Source organism: Paenibacillus lacisediminis (assembly GCF_046567315.2).
Genome location: NZ_JBKIAX020000004.1, coordinates 278390 through 294178, shown reverse-complemented (window position 1 = coordinate 294178; position 15789 = coordinate 278390). Strand labels below are relative to the sequence as shown.

Below are 15789 nucleotides of genomic sequence, written 5' to 3'. Positions count from 1 at the left end.
AGGTGAAGGAAGAAATATTCGCCGCCCTGCGCAGCGATTTACGTTTAGGGCTTGATGTCACTAAGGTGATGAGCGACGGGCAGCTGTTTGAGTACATTGAAGGCCATGTGCTGAACGATGCCCGCTTGGCTGAATTGACGGCGTCCGCCAAACGCCAATGGGTCCGCCGGTTATACGATTCCTTCCGCGGTTTCGATGTGCTGCAGCCGCTTGTTGAAGACCGGACCATCACGGAAATCATGATCAACAGCCACGAGGAAATCTTCGTCGAGCAGGAAGGTCATGTGCAGAAGCTTCCCGTCCGCTTTGAATCCCGTGAGCGGCTGGAGGACATCATCCAAACGATCGTCTCCGGCGTAAACCGGGTCGTCAACGAATCTTCGCCGATCGTGGATGCCCGGCTTCGTGACGGCTCCCGGGTGAACATCGTGCTGCCGCCGATTGCGCTGAAAGGCCCGACCATGACGATCCGGAAATTCCCGGCGCAGCCGCTGACGATGGAGAAGCTGGTTGCGATCGGATCGCTGAGCGAGGAGGCCGCCTTGCTGCTGCAGAGGCTCGTCAGAAGCAAATACAACATTTTTATCAGCGGAGGTACCGGTTCAGGCAAAACGACGTTTCTAAACGCGCTCTCGCAGTTCATCCCGGCGGATGAGCGGGTGATTACCATCGAGGATTCGGCCGAGCTGCAAATCGTTACCGTGCCGAATCTGGTGTCGCTGGAAACCCGCAATGCCAACACGGAAGGAAGAGGCGAAATCGCCATTCGCGATCTGATCCGCTCGTTGCTGCGGATGCGCCCCAACCGGATCGTCGTCGGCGAGGTCCGGGGCCGCGAAGCGCTCGATATGCTGCAGGCGATGAACACCGGACACGACGGCAGCTTATCGACCGGGCACGCCAACAGTACGGCGGATATGATCAGCCGGTTGGAAACGATGGTGCTTAGCGGTGCGGAATTGCCGATCGGCGTGGTCCGTCAGCAGATCGCCTCGTCGATTGACATCTTTGTGCATTTGTCCCGGCTGCGCGACCGTTCGCGCCGGGTGGTGGAGATTTCGGAGGTGGCAGGATTAAAGGAAGGGGAGGTGGTGCTGCGGCCGCTGTTTATCTTTCAGGAGGAAGCGGAGCGGGAAGGTAAAGTCATCGGCCGGCTGAAAAGTACCGGGGCTGGGCTTTTGCATACGGACAAGCTGCGGATGGCGGGGATTTCGCCGGATGCTCCGGCAGAAGGAGGAGAGCCGCATGAAATGGCGGGCTGAAATTTTTTTGAAGAAAAGAGACGCCCCGGGCATTGTTCGTTCCGAAGGGCTCAACGATTACCGGGTTTACGTTCTGACGGGGCGGCAGAAAGCATTGTGTATCCTGCTCGGCGGGGCGGTGTTAGTCGCTGTAGGCTACGTTTTTTTTCATTCCGTTCCGCTGGCTTTGGGGTTTTCCATCTTCGCGGTGTTTGTACCGAAGTATTGGAGCGGGCATTTGCTCCGAAAACGAAGAGAAAATCTCAGCTTGCATTTTAAGCAGGCGCTTTATTCGCTCTCCTCATCCCTGGCCGCCGGCCGATCGGTGGAAAATGGATTTCGCGAAGCGATCGATGATTTGAAATTGCTGTACCCGGACGGGGATAACGATTTGATCAGAGAACTTGGGATTATTTGCACGCGAATGGAGTACGGACAGCCTGTGGAGGAAGCGCTGCTGGATTTCAGCCGCCGGGCCGGCATGGAGGATATCAGCAATTTTGCTGACGTGTTTACGACCTGCAAACGCTCCGGCGGTGATTTGGTGGATATTGTCCGGCGGACTTCGGCCCTGATTAGCGAGAAGCTGGAGATCGGGCAGGAAATCAGCGTCATGATTGCCCAGAAGCGCTTTGAAGCGAAGGCGATGCTTGCCGCTCCCATCCTGTTTTTATTGTTTATGGAAATGACTTCCCCCGATTATATGCAGCCGCTGCACAGCGGAGTCGGGCTGTTGATCTCGGCGGTCGCGCTGCTCGTTTTTGCCGGGTGCTCCTGGCTGATGCTTAAAATCGTCAATATCCGGGTTTAAGGAGGCTTTGCTGGATGTTACTGATGCCTTGGGGGATCTTGCTGGTTTTGCTGGGAGGATGGGGATGGGTATACCGGATATCCTTCCGCCGCTATAGCGGATATACCCAATTGGTCATGGAGGGCTTGAGGCTTCAGCGTTTGTCGCCGCCGATGCTGTATTTGCTGGAGCGCATCAAGGTGTCCCGGCGGTTTCCGGGCGTGTTCTTTAAAGTGAACCGGGCGGTACAGAAAATTTGCGGCGACCGGCGTTGCGGTGAGTTTACGCTGCTGTTTCTCGCCGAAATGCTCACCTGCAGCTGGCTGCTGCTTACTTTGGGGTGCATCTTGTCTCTGCTGATGAACGGCGATTCCTCCGGGCTTCTGATCGGGGCGGTGCTAGCTTTGTTGCTTCCGGCAGCGCTGATCCATGATCTGCACCGCAAGGTGGTTCGGCGGGAGCATGCCGTTATCCTGGAGCTTCCCGAACTGCTGAACAAAATCGTGCTTCTCGTCGGCGCCGGTTCAACGGTTCAGCAAGCGATCAAGCTCTGTATGGAGCGGAAACGCGAACAGGAGAATCATCCCCTTTACCGGGAGCTGTTCCAAATGCTGCGGGAATGGGAAGGGGGCTATTCCTTCCAGCAGGCGATGGAGGGATTCAGCAAACGCTGCGGAATTCAGGAGGTTTCCGCCTTCACGACCGCCGTGCTGCTGAACTATCGCCGCGGGGGCCATGATTTTGCCCTGGCGCTGCGCGATTTGTCCCATTCATTGTGGGAGAAGCGCAAAGCCGTTAGCAAAACGCTGGGGGAGCAGGCCTCGTCCAAGCTGGTTTTTCCCATGGTGCTGATGTTTATGGCGATCCTTCTGTTGGTTGGCGCACCCGCATTCATGATCATGGATCTTTAAGAGGTAGTTCAAAAAGTCAGTCGTCTTTTGATCACGAAGCACTTTTAATAAACTTTCGCTATTTTGAAATTCAAGGAGGAAGAGGCCGATGTTAACGGCAATGAGCAGTGGAGTAAAAGGATTTTGGAACGATGAGGACGGATTGGGGATGCTTGAGATGATTTTAATCATCGCGGTCATCGTCATTATTGCCGTGATCTTCCGTTCTCAACTGAAAGAAATCGTAAACAGCCTGCTCGGGAAAGCAAAAACGAAGACCGAAAAATTCATGGACGCGGAGTAGGCAAAACATGCGGCGTTGTCTGCGGGATGCGAGGGGAAGCTTTACGCTGGAAGCGTCCTTGGTGCTGCCGGTCATTTTTTACGCGATCTTGGTTTTGCTGTTTTTCTGCTTGTATTTGTATCAAAACGCTCTGCTCGGGCAGGCCGCTTCCGTGGCCGCGGAACGCAGCGCCTACACTTGGGATAACAGTCATCGTAATGATCTGACCGGTGCTTTTGAGGAAGGGGAATATGACTCTTTATACTGGCGTCTCAAGGACGACGGTATGCTGCAGGGTATTTTTGGCTGGGGCGAGGCAAACGGAGCCGTCCGGCTTCGCTTGCCTGCCGGGGAGGCCTCCGCCGATTCGCTGCCCGATAAAAAGCTGGCCCGGACGGGAAAGGGGCTTCCCGAGAGCATCTCGGGAGAAATGGAATATGACAACCGTATGCTTGTGCGTAAAGCTAAGGTGGCTTTGGAAAAGCTCGTTCCATTACCGCCGCTCGAGAGTTGGTTGGCCGATATTACCCAAACCGGAAATTCCTGCGCTTATGTTATCGAACCCGTGGAATTTATTCGTACCGTCGAATTGGCGCGTTATTATGGAGCGAAGTTTAAGGGTGAAGACGGGGACCCGATGGACCGGACGGAGGCCGGAAACGCGCTGAAGCTGTTTGGCAAATAAGCCGGGAATGAGGGATAAGAGCAGGAGAGGAGGAACCGTATGTTTGCTAAGAAACGCGCGGAGTCGGGAGCGGTTACGGTCTTTTTAATCGTGGTGTTTGCGGCGATATTCGCTTTTGTGGCTATTTTTATCGATTTTTCCAGGATGTTCGCGCTGCAGGCCAAGACGGAAGCCTTGGCTCACGCCGCCGCTAGATCCGTGATGTCCTCGTACGACCGGGAATTGGCCGAGCGGTACGGATTGTTTGCTTTGGGAGAAACAGACAGCAATTATATTATGTCCAAAGTGCTTCAGGATTCTTTTCAACTTGCGGGGCGAAGCGGCGGGCTGCCGCTGCTTGGAGCCAGGCTGGAATCCTCTTCGGTTGAACCGCTTCGTCCGCTCGGTTCCTACGCCGTGTTTGAACGGCAAATTCAGGAGCAGATGAAATACCGCGCGCCGATTGATGTAACGGTAGAAATTCTGAACCGCTTCAAACCGATGGCGCAAGTGATGAAAGACGCGTCCAATACGGTTGATTTGCTCGGCAAATTGCAGAAGCTGTACGATAGGCGGGAAGCGAAACTGGATGAGCTTTTGGAGTTGCAGCGCCAGGCTGCACGGACGGTGGAGGGTTTCGAAGAATCGCTGCCCAGAGGTTCCTCTCTTGTGATAGATGACGAACCTTTGGGCGGCGAAATCTCCTCGGCCCTGGACTTTACTGCCCAGTATGAAGATTACAAGGAAAAGGTTGAGCAGGATAAGAAACCTGGGCCTGGGAACCCAAAGTACCGATGGAAGATTGAAATCTACCGTTCCGAAACGTCCAAAGTATACAAGCAATTGGACAAAATTCGCGCCGAAGCCGAAGAAAAGCATGAAAATTTGCTGCTGCAAGCTAAAGCGCTGCTTACTGAGGTGCGCCAAATCAATGAGCAGATGAAACAAACGATAGAGGAGGCGGGGCAGCGCGCTGCCCGGAAGGGGTACAACGAAGTGGCTGCAGGGCCAAGCACCAGGGACGACGGCCAGGTGAGTGGAACGGAGGAGATTGCCAGAATACGGGAGCAAAGCGGTTCGTTTGTCCTCTCCGAGGAGCTTTTTACGGATCTTGAGGCGGATACCGACGATCAAGCCGCGGCTTTTCAGCAATTGAACGAGGAAATCACCTCGCTGTGCGCCCTGCAAAGCGGGGTATTATCGGCGGTAACGTCTTCAAGAAAGCTGCAAACGGCTGTACGCCGGGCTGGCTGGAAGGCGGATAAATATATGCGGAGCTATGTGGATCGGGGAGCGGCGAATGTTTTGGAGGCCAACATGCAACTGCTGGAATCGCATCGCGGGAGCGATAAGGAACGCAAGTCAGTTGAGAAGGCGGCCGGGGCTAAGCTGAAAGAAGCTGCCGGTCTTATCACACGAATTTCTAAGCTGGGAGACAAGCTGAAGGCTCAGCAGGAGCGATTCGATCAATTAAAGACACATTATGAAGCGAACCGGGACATGAACCAAGCCGTATCCGGCGGCGATGAGGGCGCGGGAGCCGCGATCGATGGCGATCCCTATCAAACGGGGAGCTCGGCCATGGCAGGTATGGACGGCTTATACGGAGGATTATCCGGACTATTGAGAGGGATGACAGACAACGTTTTTCAAGCCGAATACATCGCCAGCTATTTTCGTTATTTGGATGTGAGTGCGCTGGATGAACTGCTGCAAGGAGGCTCCGGTAAAGACAAATTGGATATGCTGAGTGACCAATTTGCGCCGGATCGGCAGGAGGCCGAGTATATTTTGTACGGGTTTCACAACCCGGTGGGCAATATCGCCGCCGCTTACGGGGAAATCTTTGCGATGCGCTTGGCGATCCGGACGATGGAAGGATTCATTAAAAACGGATCAAAGGGCAATCCTTTGCTGATTCTGGCTACCGCACTGTTGTACGGTGCGGAACATGCACTGTCGGATATGCTTGCTTTAACGCGCAAAGGCAAAATCCAATTGAGCGATTACATCAAGGTTGACCTGACCTATCGTGATCATTTGCGTATATTTTTGCTGCTGCACGGAAGAAGCGAAAACAGGTTGTCGCGAATGCTCGCTGTGATCCGGATGAACACGGGGATCGATACGGGAACGCGGGCGACCTATACGAGCGGGAAGGTTTCGGTATCGATACCGCTGTGGTTTTTGCCCGGGGTCGCAAGAGCGCTGGGGGTGACGGGCGTGCTGAAAGGAAATGTGGAAGGAAGCCGGTATTATGCCGAGAAACAAGCGGACTTCTCTTATTGATAGGCGGCAAGTTTATGGCCGGAAAAGAGGCTCGGTGCGGGGAAGCATTGTCTTGGAAGCGGCACTGGTCATGCCCGTCTTTGTGATGGTGGTGTTCTGGTTTATTTATATGGTACATATGACGCTGCTGTCCAACCATCTGCATACGGTCGCATCCAATGCCGTCAGGCAGGTTTCCGCCCATTTATACCCTGTAGCCCTTGCGGTATCGGCTAATTCGGACGAATCCGCGGAGAATCCCGGGGGCGAGGGCGAGCCGTCAGGCGGGGGACCTACTTTTAACTGGGAAATGCCAAGCCTTTCTTTGGCCGAATGGGCCAAGCAATATGCCGATGGTTTGCCTGAGCCGATCTCCGATTGGGTTATGAATGCCGCGGAAAAAGGAGACGAGCCGCTGCAGAATATCAAAACAGGCGTTGCGGAAAGCGTCCTTGATCCCGCGGTAAAACCGCTGCTTCAGCCGTTTCTTGAAGGAACGTTGTTAAAAGAGGAGCGTTTGCATGTAAGCCGTGTTACGGTACCTGACTTAAAAACGGGGAAACAGCCTTATTTCGGACTGGAAATCAGCTATGAGCTTCCGATCAAAGTTCCGTTTACATCGAACCGCGTTGTGCTTCAGTCGCGGGCCGAGGAACGGATTTGGATCGGCGATACCGGGGAACTGGAAGCGGGGGAAGACGGCCAGGGACAAACGCCGGTCATCCTGTCCAAACCGGATCCGGCTTACGCCGGACATCGGGCGACAGTGAAGGCAAGGATAGGACCGGGGCGGGCGGCCCAATTGACCGTTTATTACAAGAGCGGCGTCAGCCAAGCCAAATATTTAGGGGAAACTACGGCGGACGGCGAAGGCATTGTGGAATGGAATTGGCTGGTCGGAGGGAATACGACGCCGGGAACGTGGACGTTTGTTGTAGAAACGGAAGATGGCTTGCGGACGGCGATGGAGTTTGAAGTAGTCAGTCCCAAATAATGAGAAGGGAGCGGAAACGGATGTCTTGGGAATATTGGGGTTGTTTTTTGCTGTTGGCGGCTGCTTTCGTGACGGATATCCGCTCGATGAAAATCCCTAATTGGCTTACGCTGCCGGGCTTGGCGAGCGGTTTTTTGTTTCACGCCTTGACCGGGGGATGGAATGGTATAGGGGGTGCTTTTAGGGGCGCGGCGGTTGGTTTCGGACTGATGTTTATCCTCTATTTGCTGAGGGCCGTTGGCGGTGGCGACGTTAAGCTGTTTGCCGGAATTGGGGCTTGGACGGGCATCAGCTTTACGTTATCCGTCATGATGTATTCGATTTTGGCCGCCGGGTGCATCGGGCTCTTCATTTTGCTATGCCGGCGGGAGATGTTGTTTCGGCTGCGGCGGGTCGTCCGCGGCATATGGGGAGCGGTTATTTTCCGCAGCATCTCGCCTGTTCAGTCCACCGCCAAAGAACAGCTGCAGTTTCCGTTTATGCTTGCGGTGCTGCCCGGGGCGATCCTTTCGCTTTGTTACCAATAAAGCGGGTGCTCCGCATTTGATAAGGAGGTGGCAGAATCATGCGGAAGCAGCTTCAGAGCGATTTTGTCAGGGACGGCGGAGTTTACATGATTATAAAGGCCGAGGAGGGGCTGCGCTCGGAAGAGCTGAGCCGCGTTCAAAGGGATATGCTGGCCGCGGTTCCGGTGCCCAATTTGCTGCGGCTGGATATTCGCGAGGTGGATTTCGAGGTAAGTCTGCATTACGATATCTCCGGCAAAAAGATGCTTTCGCACTGTCTGAAGAGCGACAAAATCGCCATGTCTGAATTTTACGGCTTGCTGCTTCAGGTGGTTACGGTGCTGGATGATTGTAAAAAATACATGCTGTCCCCCGCTAATGTCCTGCTCGACGAGGGGTATATTTTTGTGGAGGAGCCCTTATCCTGTGGAATTTTTCACTTTGCTTATTTGCCTTTGAAGGATTCGCTGACCGCTGCCGCGTTACCTCAAACGCTGCTGGCCTTGATCACCCGGATGCTTGTAAGCGTGAGCCGGGTGGAGGGAAGCGGGATACAGCAAATCATCTCTTTTTGCGGCAGCGAGGAGGATTTTTCCCTTCCGCAATTGAAAAAAATGCTGCTGGAGCTGTTGACTGCAGCGGAGCAGACTGAAGGGAATCCGTTGTCGAGACCGATGCAAGCCGATGCGCCTGCGGCGGGCGAATTGAAATCATCGCATACGGTAATAAAAGAATACTTGCCGGACGGTTTCTTCGCCGGACATGCGCCAGACATCCCAAGGGCTGGTTCGGCTAACCCCGAGCGGGAACAATGGCCTGGCCTGGAGGAGGAGGAAGCCAAGCCTAAAGCTAGGATATCGCCGACATCCGGCATTTTGGGGGCCATCCTGCTGGACGCGCTGTGCTGGAAGTTTTTGTACCTGGACCGGCCATGGAACATCGGCCTTTACATTTGTATCGCGGCAACATTTCTGTTGGCTGGGGCAGCCTACTTCATTTGCAGCGGGAAGCTGCCGCTTCCGCAATCCGGAAGCAGGCGAAAGCAGCTTGCAACCGCAAACGACGCACAGCCCGGTGCCTTAGAGTCAAGAAACGAAGCGCAGCCTGAAGCCTTAGAGTCAAGGGGATCCGCGAAGCGAATGGAAGTCGCTTTTGCTTCAAATGGAGGATTAGAAAATGTTTTTGGAGATTCTCCATTTGCGCAAGCCCATTCTTTTCAGCATGAAGCAGGGATGGGGTATGGAGAGAAAGTAGAGGAGTTTGCGATACCCGGGAGCGGACAAGCCCATTTTTCGCCCGTTCTCGGCGAGGCTTCTCGAGGGGAGGCTTCAAACTCAGTATTAGCTCAACCGGCAACGATGCTTTTAAATAAGTCGATGTTGTCCGGCGCTTCCAAGCCCTCGTTTGCACCACGATATTTTTTGGAGAGGTTTAACGAAGACGACGGGGCAAGCCCGGAACGGATAACCTTGAAGCCGGGGAGCTTTGTGATCGGCCGCTCCGAGGAAATGGCGCAGTACGTGGAACATACGCCGGGCGTGTCCCGAGCTCATGTTGAAGTGATGGTGACGCCGGAGAAATGTTGCCTCAAGGATTTAGGGTCCAGGAACGGGACGAGCTTTAAAGGCGAACTTATCGCTCCTTATAAAGAATACGAGCTTGAAACCGGGGATGTCTTTATGTTGGCGGATGTTTCCTTCAAGTTTGGCAAGGAATTGCTTTAAGTTTATTTGCATCGTGTATCAGGGATTCTAACTGGATCAACGAACCTCCTTTTTTAAAATTTATGTTGCCCGTAGATTATCCGTCCAAAAGCAGTTATAATTAACGAGAATGATTCTCATTTACAAAGTGTAACGGGTATCATCGGTTGCATAGGCAATAAATTTTTTAAAAGGATGGTTCAACATATGTCGTCAGTCACACAATCTTCCAAGCCACGATACCGTTCCCGGCCGCTTGCGGCAACTATTGTGCTCATTGGCGGAGCGGCGCTGTTAGTCTTCGCCGTATGCCTATCGATTTCGGTAGGAGCCGCGGATATAGAACTCAGAACGGTTTGGAACGCGTTATTCCATTTCCAGCCGGAACTGACGCAGCATCAAATCATTATGGAGCTGCGTCTGCCGAGGGCGCTGGCGGCCGCCCTCATCGGAGCGGCGCTCGCCGTGGCGGGGGCCATTATGCAGGGCATGACGCGAAATCCGATGGCCGACTCCGGTTTGCTTGGGCTTAATGCCGGGGCCGGTTTAGCGCTGGCCGTCTGTTTTGCGTTGATGCCGGGGACGCCGTTTTTGGTGATGATGTTCTATTCGTTCATCGGGGCCGGGCTGGGAGCCGGGCTGGTGTTTGGCGTCGGTTCTCTATCCAAAGGGGGATTGTCTCCGGTCCGCCTTACCCTGGCCGGGGCTGCGGTCAGCATGCTTTTGACCGCCATCAGCGAAGGAATCGCGCTATATTTCAGGGTAGGACAAGATCTTGCGTTCTGGTATGCCGGGGCTATATCAGGATCCACCTGGTTTCAGATTAAAATGGTGTTGCCTTGGATCGCCGCTGGGCTTATCGCCGCTTTGCTGCTGGCCAAATCAATCACGCTGCTTAGCCTCGGGGAAGAGGTAGCCACCGGGCTTGGCCAAAAAACGGGGATGATCAAACTCGTCGGGATGATTATCGTGCTCGTTCTGGCCGGCAGCGCCGTATCGATCGTTGGGGCGATCGGTTTCGTTGGTTTGATGATCCCTCACGTCGCCAGGTTTCTGGTAGGCGTCGACTACCGCTGGGTGATTCCTTCTTCCGCGCTGCTCGGCAGTTTGTTGCTGGTGTTTGCCGATATTTTGGCCCGGATGGTTCATCCTCCGCATGAGACGCCGATCGGGGCACTGATCGCCGTGATCGGGGTTCCTTTCTTCCTCTATCTGGCCATGAAACAGAAGGGGGGATTGGAATGAACCGGGGAAATTATCCATTGCATATGCAGCAAAGGTCACGCAAAGCGTATACCGTTATGATCATTTTTGCTTTGCTGATTATCGGTGTGTTCATTTTTAGCATGAACACCGGCCATATTCGCCTCTCCCCGGTTGACGTGTTTAAGACGCTGTTCGGCATGGGGACGGGTAAACAGGAACTGATCTTATATCAATTCCGCTTGCCGCGCATCGTCATTTCCGTCCTGATCGGCATGGGGATGGCGGTTGCCGGTTGCATTTTTCAAGGAATTTCGCGCAACCCGTTGGCCGATCCCGGTGTGCTGGGGATTAATGCCGGGGCTGGGCTGGCCGTTGCGTTGTTTATCTCGTTTTATCCGACGACTTCCGATGCCCCTGTGTTTATGATGCCTGTGCTGGCGTTTTTGGGATCAGCACTTGCGGCTGCGCTTATCTATGTATTGTCGTTCAAGAAAAATTACGGCTTGCTTCCCATTCGGATGGTGCTGGTCGGTATCGCGGTTGCGGCGGGGATTAACGCTGCGATGATCGTATTGCAATTGCGCCTGCGGCCGGAAGATTTCCAGAACCTGCAAATTTGGCTGGTGGGAAATATTTGGGGGACGTCCTGGAAATTCGTTCTTGCCCTCGTTCCGTGGATCGTTATTTTGCTGCCTTACGTCTTCGTGAAGGCGCGCGTTTTGAACGTAATGAACTTAGGGGATCAAACGGCGACCGGACTGGGCACCCCGCTGGAGCGCTCGCGGTTTGGCCTGCTGGTAGCCGCGGTCGGATTGACCGGCTCCTGCGTCGCTGTCGGGGGCGGCATCTCGTTCGTCGGCCTTATCGCGCCGCATTTGGCGAGAAGGTTGGTCGGGCCTAAACACGAGTATTTGCTTCCGGCCTCCGCACTGTCGGGCGGTTTGCTCGTGATCGTCGGCGATACGCTGGGCCGTTGGGTGCTTCAGCCATACGAAATTCCGACTGGTATCGTCGTTGCGATCATTGGAGCTCCCTACTTCTTGTATTTGCTTTCGAAGTCGAGAGTATAGCTGGAGAAAAGGTCTGATTTGGGGAGCGGGATGCGCAAACCAATATTTTAGGCTTGCAGGAAAGTATGGTATGGGGATGGGAAGCTTCTTCCTGAAATAGAGGTGATTTGTGGCGCTATTTTGAGATTTCCCCCCTCATGCCCTAAAATAGCGGAACTTTTTGGCCTTATTTGAGGAACATGCTTGGATAAGGAACCTTATTACCCTCATCTTCTAAAAATAGGAGTAAAAAACTCCTCTATTTCTATTTAAATCCTTTTCTTGCTGAAGATAAGGACCTTTTTTACCGTTATTTCCGCGACCTCCACAAAAACGCGGGCAATGCGCTCCTAAAAAAGCCCGGAACCTCCAAATCATCAGGTTCTGGGCTTTACCTTTATTTTTGGCCGCGCAGATTTGTGGCCGCTTGTTCCAGTTCAGGATAAGCAAAGGTGAACCCGGCCCTTAAAGCGGCTGCGGGGAGCACCTTCTGCCCGTCCAACAGGAGCATGGACCGCTCGCCGAGCAGCGTTTTGAGCATTGCGGACGGCAGCGGGAGCCAAAACGGGCGCCGATAGACGCGGCACAAAATCCGGCCGAATTGTTCATTGGTTACCGGATTCGGACTGACGGCGTTCACCGGGCCGCGGATGTCCGGATGGGTCAGGGCGTAATCGAATAATGAAACGATATCCTGCAGGTGAATCCACGGTACCCACTGCCGGCCGCTCCCTATGGGGCCGCCGGCCCCCAGCAAGTAGGGGAGGCGCATGAGCGGATAAGCGCCCCCGTCATTGCCCAGCACCACGCCGATGCGCAGCTTGACCAGCCGTTGCCCGGAAAATCCTTCATCTGCGGCGGCCTCCCAGGCGCTGGTAACCTCGGACAAAAAATTGGCATGATCCGGGGCAAGCGGGGAAGTCTCGTCAAACTCCTTGGTTAAGGAGGTGCCGTAAATTCCCACGGCCGAAGCTTGCAGAATCACTTCCGGGGGGTGGGGGAGCGCCTTCACGAAACGCGCAATCCTCTTCGTTGCAGTTAATCTGGACTCCAAAATCCGCCGTTTATTGTGTTCGGACCAACGTGTGTTTAGCGTTGCCCCCGCCAGGTTGACGAAGGCGTCCGTTCCTTCGAGCGGAGAGATGTCCTTTTCGAGATCACTCCAGGTGACATAGCTGAGCAGTGACGGCTGGAAGGCGGCCTGATCATCGGGTTTTGATCGCAGAGGATTGCCGCCGCCTTTTTCACGGCCGACGATAATCACTTGACGCCCCTGCTCCAGCCAATAAGCGGTTAAGGCCCGGCCGATAAATCCCGTGCCGCCAAAAATCGCGATATTCATCGTCATGTCTCCTTTTAAAAAAACATCCGGCTGTCTGAATAGCTGATTCATGGCCGGATGTTTTTTCGCGTTGCGGTTATTTATTTAGTAGATGCCGGTAAGGCTGATAATCAATTTGGTTCTTTTCCAGAAATTTGACCAGGAATTTATTGTCGCGCTTAGGTGTGGCTACGATATATCCTTTGATGCAGTGATCGCGGGTAACTACAGCAGCCTTTTCCTCAAGGGCGATTTTACCGATTTCCGCCGCAATGGAATGTTTGGCGATGTCCCGGAACGGTCCGGGCACGGGCTCGACGAGTTGATCGAGAAAGGTTTTGGTTTCGTCGGTCCATAGATGCCGGCTTTTTTCGACCCAATGATTTTGCCAGTCCAGCTTGGACATGCCGTCCGCTTTGGGGAGCACCTTTAAAAATTTGCGGAACATGAAAAATCCGCCGATCGTCATCATGCCGAGCAGCACAAATCCCCAAAACGCGATCCCGTTCATAAACCAGCGATTGGGCCCTACCGCCGTTAATATCTGAACCCCCATTTGCAGCATTAATTCATCACCTCAGGAGCTTCGTTTAGATTTTCTGCGCATTTTACGTTACAATATATTTCAAATTAAAATTATACCTTATTTCTTTATTTATTTCAGCATTCAAGCTAAAATAGGCTTGTTTAGCGATTTACTGTCCAAAAGGGGGAAAATATTTATGCTTAAAATCGGTTCCCATGTTTCGTTCTCGGACAAAGGCCTGCTGAGCGCGACGGCCGAGGCGGAATCCTACGGCTCCAGTTCGTTCATGATATACACCGGGGCTCCGCAAAATACGCGGCGCAAGCCCATCGATACGATGTACATTGAAGAAGGCAAAAAAGCGATGGAGCAGGCCGGGATCGGCGAGATCGTCGTTCATGCGCCGTACATCATAAACTTAGGTTCTTACAAGTCGAACACCTATCAGCTTGCCGTTGACTTTTTGCAGGAGGAGATCCGCCGCACTCACGCGCTGGGTGTCCGCAATATCGTGCTTCATCCCGGCGCTTTTACGGACAAGGATGCCGAGTACGGCGTGAACCGGATTGCCGAAGGTTTAAATGAAGTGTTAAACGGCACGAGCGAAACCGAAGTGCATATTGCGCTGGAAACAATGGCCGGCAAAGGGACGGAAGTGGGGCGCAGCTTTGAGGAGATTGCGCAAATCATCGACAAGGTGCAGCATAACGAACGTTTGACGATTTGTCTTGATACTTGCCATATTCATGATGCCGGATATGACATCGTTAACGATTTGGATGGCGTCCTGCGCAAATTTGATCAAACGATCGGACTGAACCGGATTGAAGTCGTCCATATCAATGACAGCAAAAATCCGGCCGGCGCGCAAAAAGACCGGCATACGCCGATCGGATCGGGCTGGATCGGGTTCGAAGCGATTCACCGGGTCGTGCACCACGAGGCGTTGCAGGGGCGGCCGTTTATTTTGGAGACGCCATGGGTCGGCAAGGACGCGAAAACCCAACGTCCGATGTACGAGGTGGAAATTGCACTGCTGCGCGGCGATACGGCGGCGCGGTTCGGCGACGCTTTCCTGACCGATGTGGAGCGTTTGGGGGACTTTTTCGGCAAACAGGAGGTTCATCCGCGCAGCTTTGTGTTGGACACCTGGACGGTGCTGAAAAACGACGCCAAAGCGAAAAAGGCCGATCCGCGCGAACCGTTGGAGCGCCTGTATGACATGGTCATCGAAGCGGGCCTGTTCCCGGATCAATCGGAAGAACAGATCAACCAGCGTCTGGTCGCATGGTTTGCGAGCGCGCATAAATAATCGACATCATCATTAGGAGCAAGGGGACTGGAGATTAATGGAAACACATATTCACTCAGGCCTGCGGCCGGTGAAACCTTATGAAAGCAATCGGGCCCGCATGCTGATTTCCTGTCCGGACGGACCGGGGATCGTGGCGGCGGTGTCCCGCTTCCTGCATGAGCACGGGGCGAACATCGTGCAATCGGACCAATATACGATGGATCCCGAAGGCGGCATGTTTTTTATGCGGATAGAGTTTGACCTGGAAAATCTAGACGAGCGGATCGCCGGACTGGAGCGGGATTTTGCCGCCATCGCCGAGCAGTTCGGCATGCAGTGGAATATTTATCAGCTCAGCCGCAAAAAGAAGCTCGCGATCTTCGTATCCAAGGAGGACCACTGTCTGGTGGAACTGCTCTGGCAGTGGCAGGCCGGCGATCTGGACGCCGAAATTTCCATGGTCGTCAGCAATCATCTGGACATGAAGGAGTACGTGGAATCCTTTGGCATTCCGTACTACCATATCCCGGTGACGCCGGAAACGAAACGCGAAGCCGAGCAAAAACAGCTGGAGATCGTCGGCGGCAAAGTTGACTTGATCGTGCTGGCGAGATATATGCAAATTGTATCTCCGGCCTTGATCGAGCCGTACCGCAACCGCCTGATCAACATCCATCATTCCTTCCTGCCGGCCTTTGTCGGCGGCAAGCCGTACGCCCAAGCCTATGAGCGCGGCGTGAAGCTGATCGGCGCCACCGCCCACTACGTGACGGAGGAACTGGACGGCGGTCCGATCATCGAGCAGGACGTGCAGCGCGTCACGCACCGCGACAACGTCAGCGAGCTGAAGCGTATCGGACGGACGATCGAACGCGTCGTGTTGGCCCGGGCCGTCAAATGGCATATTGAAGACCGGATTCTGGTGCATCAGAACAAGACCGTCGTGTTCAACTAAAAAAACAACGCAAATAAACGTCAGTACAGCAACTCTACACGCTGTGCCGGCGTTTTTTATTTTGGCATAGGGTAACCTTTTCAGCCAATTAACGTTATT

15 protein-coding genes are annotated in these 15789 nt (G+C 53.9%); 13 read left to right on the top strand and 2 right to left on the bottom strand.

From position 1 onward, the window contains the following. Window positions 1–2 precede the first annotated feature (2 nt). The 11 genes from ACLD72_RS10110 (at window position 3) to ACLD72_RS10060 (ending at window position 11615) form a co-directional block, all read left to right on the top strand. Window positions 3–1262 (top strand): CpaF family protein, encoded by a 1260-nt coding sequence (locus tag ACLD72_RS10110; RefSeq protein WP_410997340.1) that lies wholly within the window; start codon window positions 3–5, stop codon window positions 1260–1262. Continuing rightward, window positions 1246–2052 (top strand): type II secretion system F family protein, encoded by an 807-nt coding sequence (locus tag ACLD72_RS10105; protein WP_410997342.1) that lies wholly within the window; start codon window positions 1246–1248, stop codon window positions 2050–2052. The genes ACLD72_RS10110 and ACLD72_RS10105 overlap by 17 nt, the downstream gene beginning before the upstream one ends. Before the next feature lie 14 nt (window positions 2053–2066). Further along, a complete protein-coding gene (locus tag ACLD72_RS10100) occupies window positions 2067–2942 on the top strand; it encodes a type II secretion system F family protein (protein WP_410997343.1) in 876 nt (291 codons plus the stop codon). A gap of 88 nt (window positions 2943–3030) precedes the next feature. Then, entirely contained in the window at window positions 3031–3225 is a 195-nt protein-coding gene (locus ACLD72_RS10095; protein ID WP_410997345.1) for a Flp1 family type IVb pilin, read from the top strand. Window positions 3226–3232: 7 nt separating this feature from the next. Continuing rightward, the gene (locus ACLD72_RS10090; RefSeq protein ID WP_410997347.1) at window positions 3233–3889 is read left to right on the top strand and encodes a TadE/TadG family type IV pilus assembly protein; all 657 of its coding nucleotides are present in this window, start codon (window positions 3233–3235) and stop codon (window positions 3887–3889) included. A 39-nt stretch (window positions 3890–3928) separates the two neighbouring features. Beyond that, window positions 3929–6157, top strand: coding sequence for a TadE/TadG family type IV pilus assembly protein (locus ACLD72_RS10085; RefSeq protein ID WP_410997349.1), 2229 nt, complete (start codon window positions 3929–3931; stop codon window positions 6155–6157). Beyond that, window positions 6126–7130, top strand: coding sequence for a pilus assembly protein (locus tag ACLD72_RS10080; protein WP_410997351.1), 1005 nt, complete (start codon window positions 6126–6128; stop codon window positions 7128–7130). Before ACLD72_RS10085 ends, ACLD72_RS10080 begins: the two co-directional genes overlap by 32 nt. Before the next feature lie 20 nt (window positions 7131–7150). Next, complete coding sequence (locus ACLD72_RS10075) at window positions 7151–7657, top strand: A24 family peptidase (RefSeq protein WP_251590427.1); 507 nt, start codon at window positions 7151–7153, stop codon at window positions 7655–7657. A 38-nt stretch (window positions 7658–7695) separates the two neighbouring features. Next, a complete protein-coding gene (locus ACLD72_RS10070) occupies window positions 7696–9360 on the top strand; it encodes a DUF6382 domain-containing protein (RefSeq protein ID WP_410997353.1) in 1665 nt (554 codons plus the stop codon). A gap of 174 nt (window positions 9361–9534) precedes the next feature. Then, window positions 9535–10584, top strand: coding sequence for a FecCD family ABC transporter permease (locus tag ACLD72_RS10065; RefSeq protein WP_410997355.1), 1050 nt, complete (start codon window positions 9535–9537; stop codon window positions 10582–10584). Then, entirely contained in the window at window positions 10581–11615 is a 1035-nt protein-coding gene (locus ACLD72_RS10060) for a FecCD family ABC transporter permease (RefSeq protein WP_410997357.1), read from the top strand. The genes ACLD72_RS10065 and ACLD72_RS10060 overlap by 4 nt, the downstream gene beginning before the upstream one ends. A 376-nt stretch (window positions 11616–11991) precedes the next feature. Here the strand turns inward: ACLD72_RS10060 and ACLD72_RS10055 are convergent, their stop codons facing one another. Together ACLD72_RS10055 and ACLD72_RS10050 are read right to left on the bottom strand one after the other, a co-directional pair. Then, on the bottom strand, window positions 11992–12936 hold the full coding sequence (locus ACLD72_RS10055) for a TIGR01777 family oxidoreductase (protein ID WP_410997359.1): 945 nt from the start codon (window positions 12934–12936) through the stop codon (window positions 11992–11994). Window positions 12937–13012: 76 nt separating this feature from the next. After that, window positions 13013–13480 (bottom strand): DUF2621 domain-containing protein, encoded by a 468-nt coding sequence (locus ACLD72_RS10050; protein WP_251590421.1) that lies wholly within the window; start codon window positions 13478–13480, stop codon window positions 13013–13015. A gap of 157 nt (window positions 13481–13637) precedes the next feature. On the opposite strand from ACLD72_RS10050, the gene ACLD72_RS10045 reads away from it, so the two are divergent. Further along, complete coding sequence (locus ACLD72_RS10045) at window positions 13638–14753, top strand: deoxyribonuclease IV (protein WP_251590419.1); 1116 nt, start codon at window positions 13638–13640, stop codon at window positions 14751–14753. Between the two features lie 37 nt (window positions 14754–14790). After that, window positions 14791–15690: a formyltetrahydrofolate deformylase gene (purU, locus tag ACLD72_RS10040; protein WP_410997361.1), complete on the top strand. Its 900-nt coding sequence runs from the start codon at window positions 14791–14793 to the stop codon at window positions 15688–15690. Window positions 15691–15789 lie beyond the last annotated feature (99 nt).

Excerpts from the sequence above, each read along its gene's own strand:
- ACLD72_RS10105 (WP_410997342.1), top strand. The coding sequence starts at position 1,246 with ATGAAATGGCGGGCTGAAATTTTTTTGAAGAAAAGAGACGCCCCGGGC.
- ACLD72_RS10100 (WP_410997343.1), top strand. The coding sequence starts at position 2,067 with ATGTTACTGATGCCTTGGGGGATCTTGCTGGTTTTGCTGGGAGGATGG.
- ACLD72_RS10095 (WP_410997345.1), top strand. The coding sequence starts at position 3,031 with ATGTTAACGGCAATGAGCAGTGGAGTAAAAGGATTTTGGAACGATGAG.
- ACLD72_RS10090 (WP_410997347.1), top strand. The coding sequence starts at position 3,233 with ATGCGGCGTTGTCTGCGGGATGCGAGGGGAAGCTTTACGCTGGAAGCG.
- ACLD72_RS10085 (WP_410997349.1), top strand. The coding sequence starts at position 3,929 with ATGTTTGCTAAGAAACGCGCGGAGTCGGGAGCGGTTACGGTCTTTTTA.
- ACLD72_RS10080 (WP_410997351.1), top strand. The coding sequence starts at position 6,126 with ATGCCGAGAAACAAGCGGACTTCTCTTATTGATAGGCGGCAAGTTTAT.
- ACLD72_RS10075 (WP_251590427.1), top strand. The coding sequence starts at position 7,151 with ATGTCTTGGGAATATTGGGGTTGTTTTTTGCTGTTGGCGGCTGCTTTC.
- ACLD72_RS10070 (WP_410997353.1), top strand. The coding sequence starts at position 7,696 with ATGCGGAAGCAGCTTCAGAGCGATTTTGTCAGGGACGGCGGAGTTTAC.
- ACLD72_RS10065 (WP_410997355.1), top strand. The coding sequence starts at position 9,535 with ATGGTTCAACATATGTCGTCAGTCACACAATCTTCCAAGCCACGATAC.
- ACLD72_RS10060 (WP_410997357.1), top strand. The coding sequence starts at position 10,581 with ATGAACCGGGGAAATTATCCATTGCATATGCAGCAAAGGTCACGCAAA.
- ACLD72_RS10055 (WP_410997359.1), bottom strand. The coding sequence starts at position 12,936 with ATGAATATCGCGATTTTTGGCGGCACGGGATTTATCGGCCGGGCCTTA.
- ACLD72_RS10050 (WP_251590421.1), bottom strand. The coding sequence starts at position 13,480 with ATGCTGCAAATGGGGGTTCAGATATTAACGGCGGTAGGGCCCAATCGC.
- ACLD72_RS10045 (WP_251590419.1), top strand. The coding sequence starts at position 13,638 with ATGCTTAAAATCGGTTCCCATGTTTCGTTCTCGGACAAAGGCCTGCTG.
- purU (WP_410997361.1), top strand. The coding sequence starts at position 14,791 with ATGGAAACACATATTCACTCAGGCCTGCGGCCGGTGAAACCTTATGAA.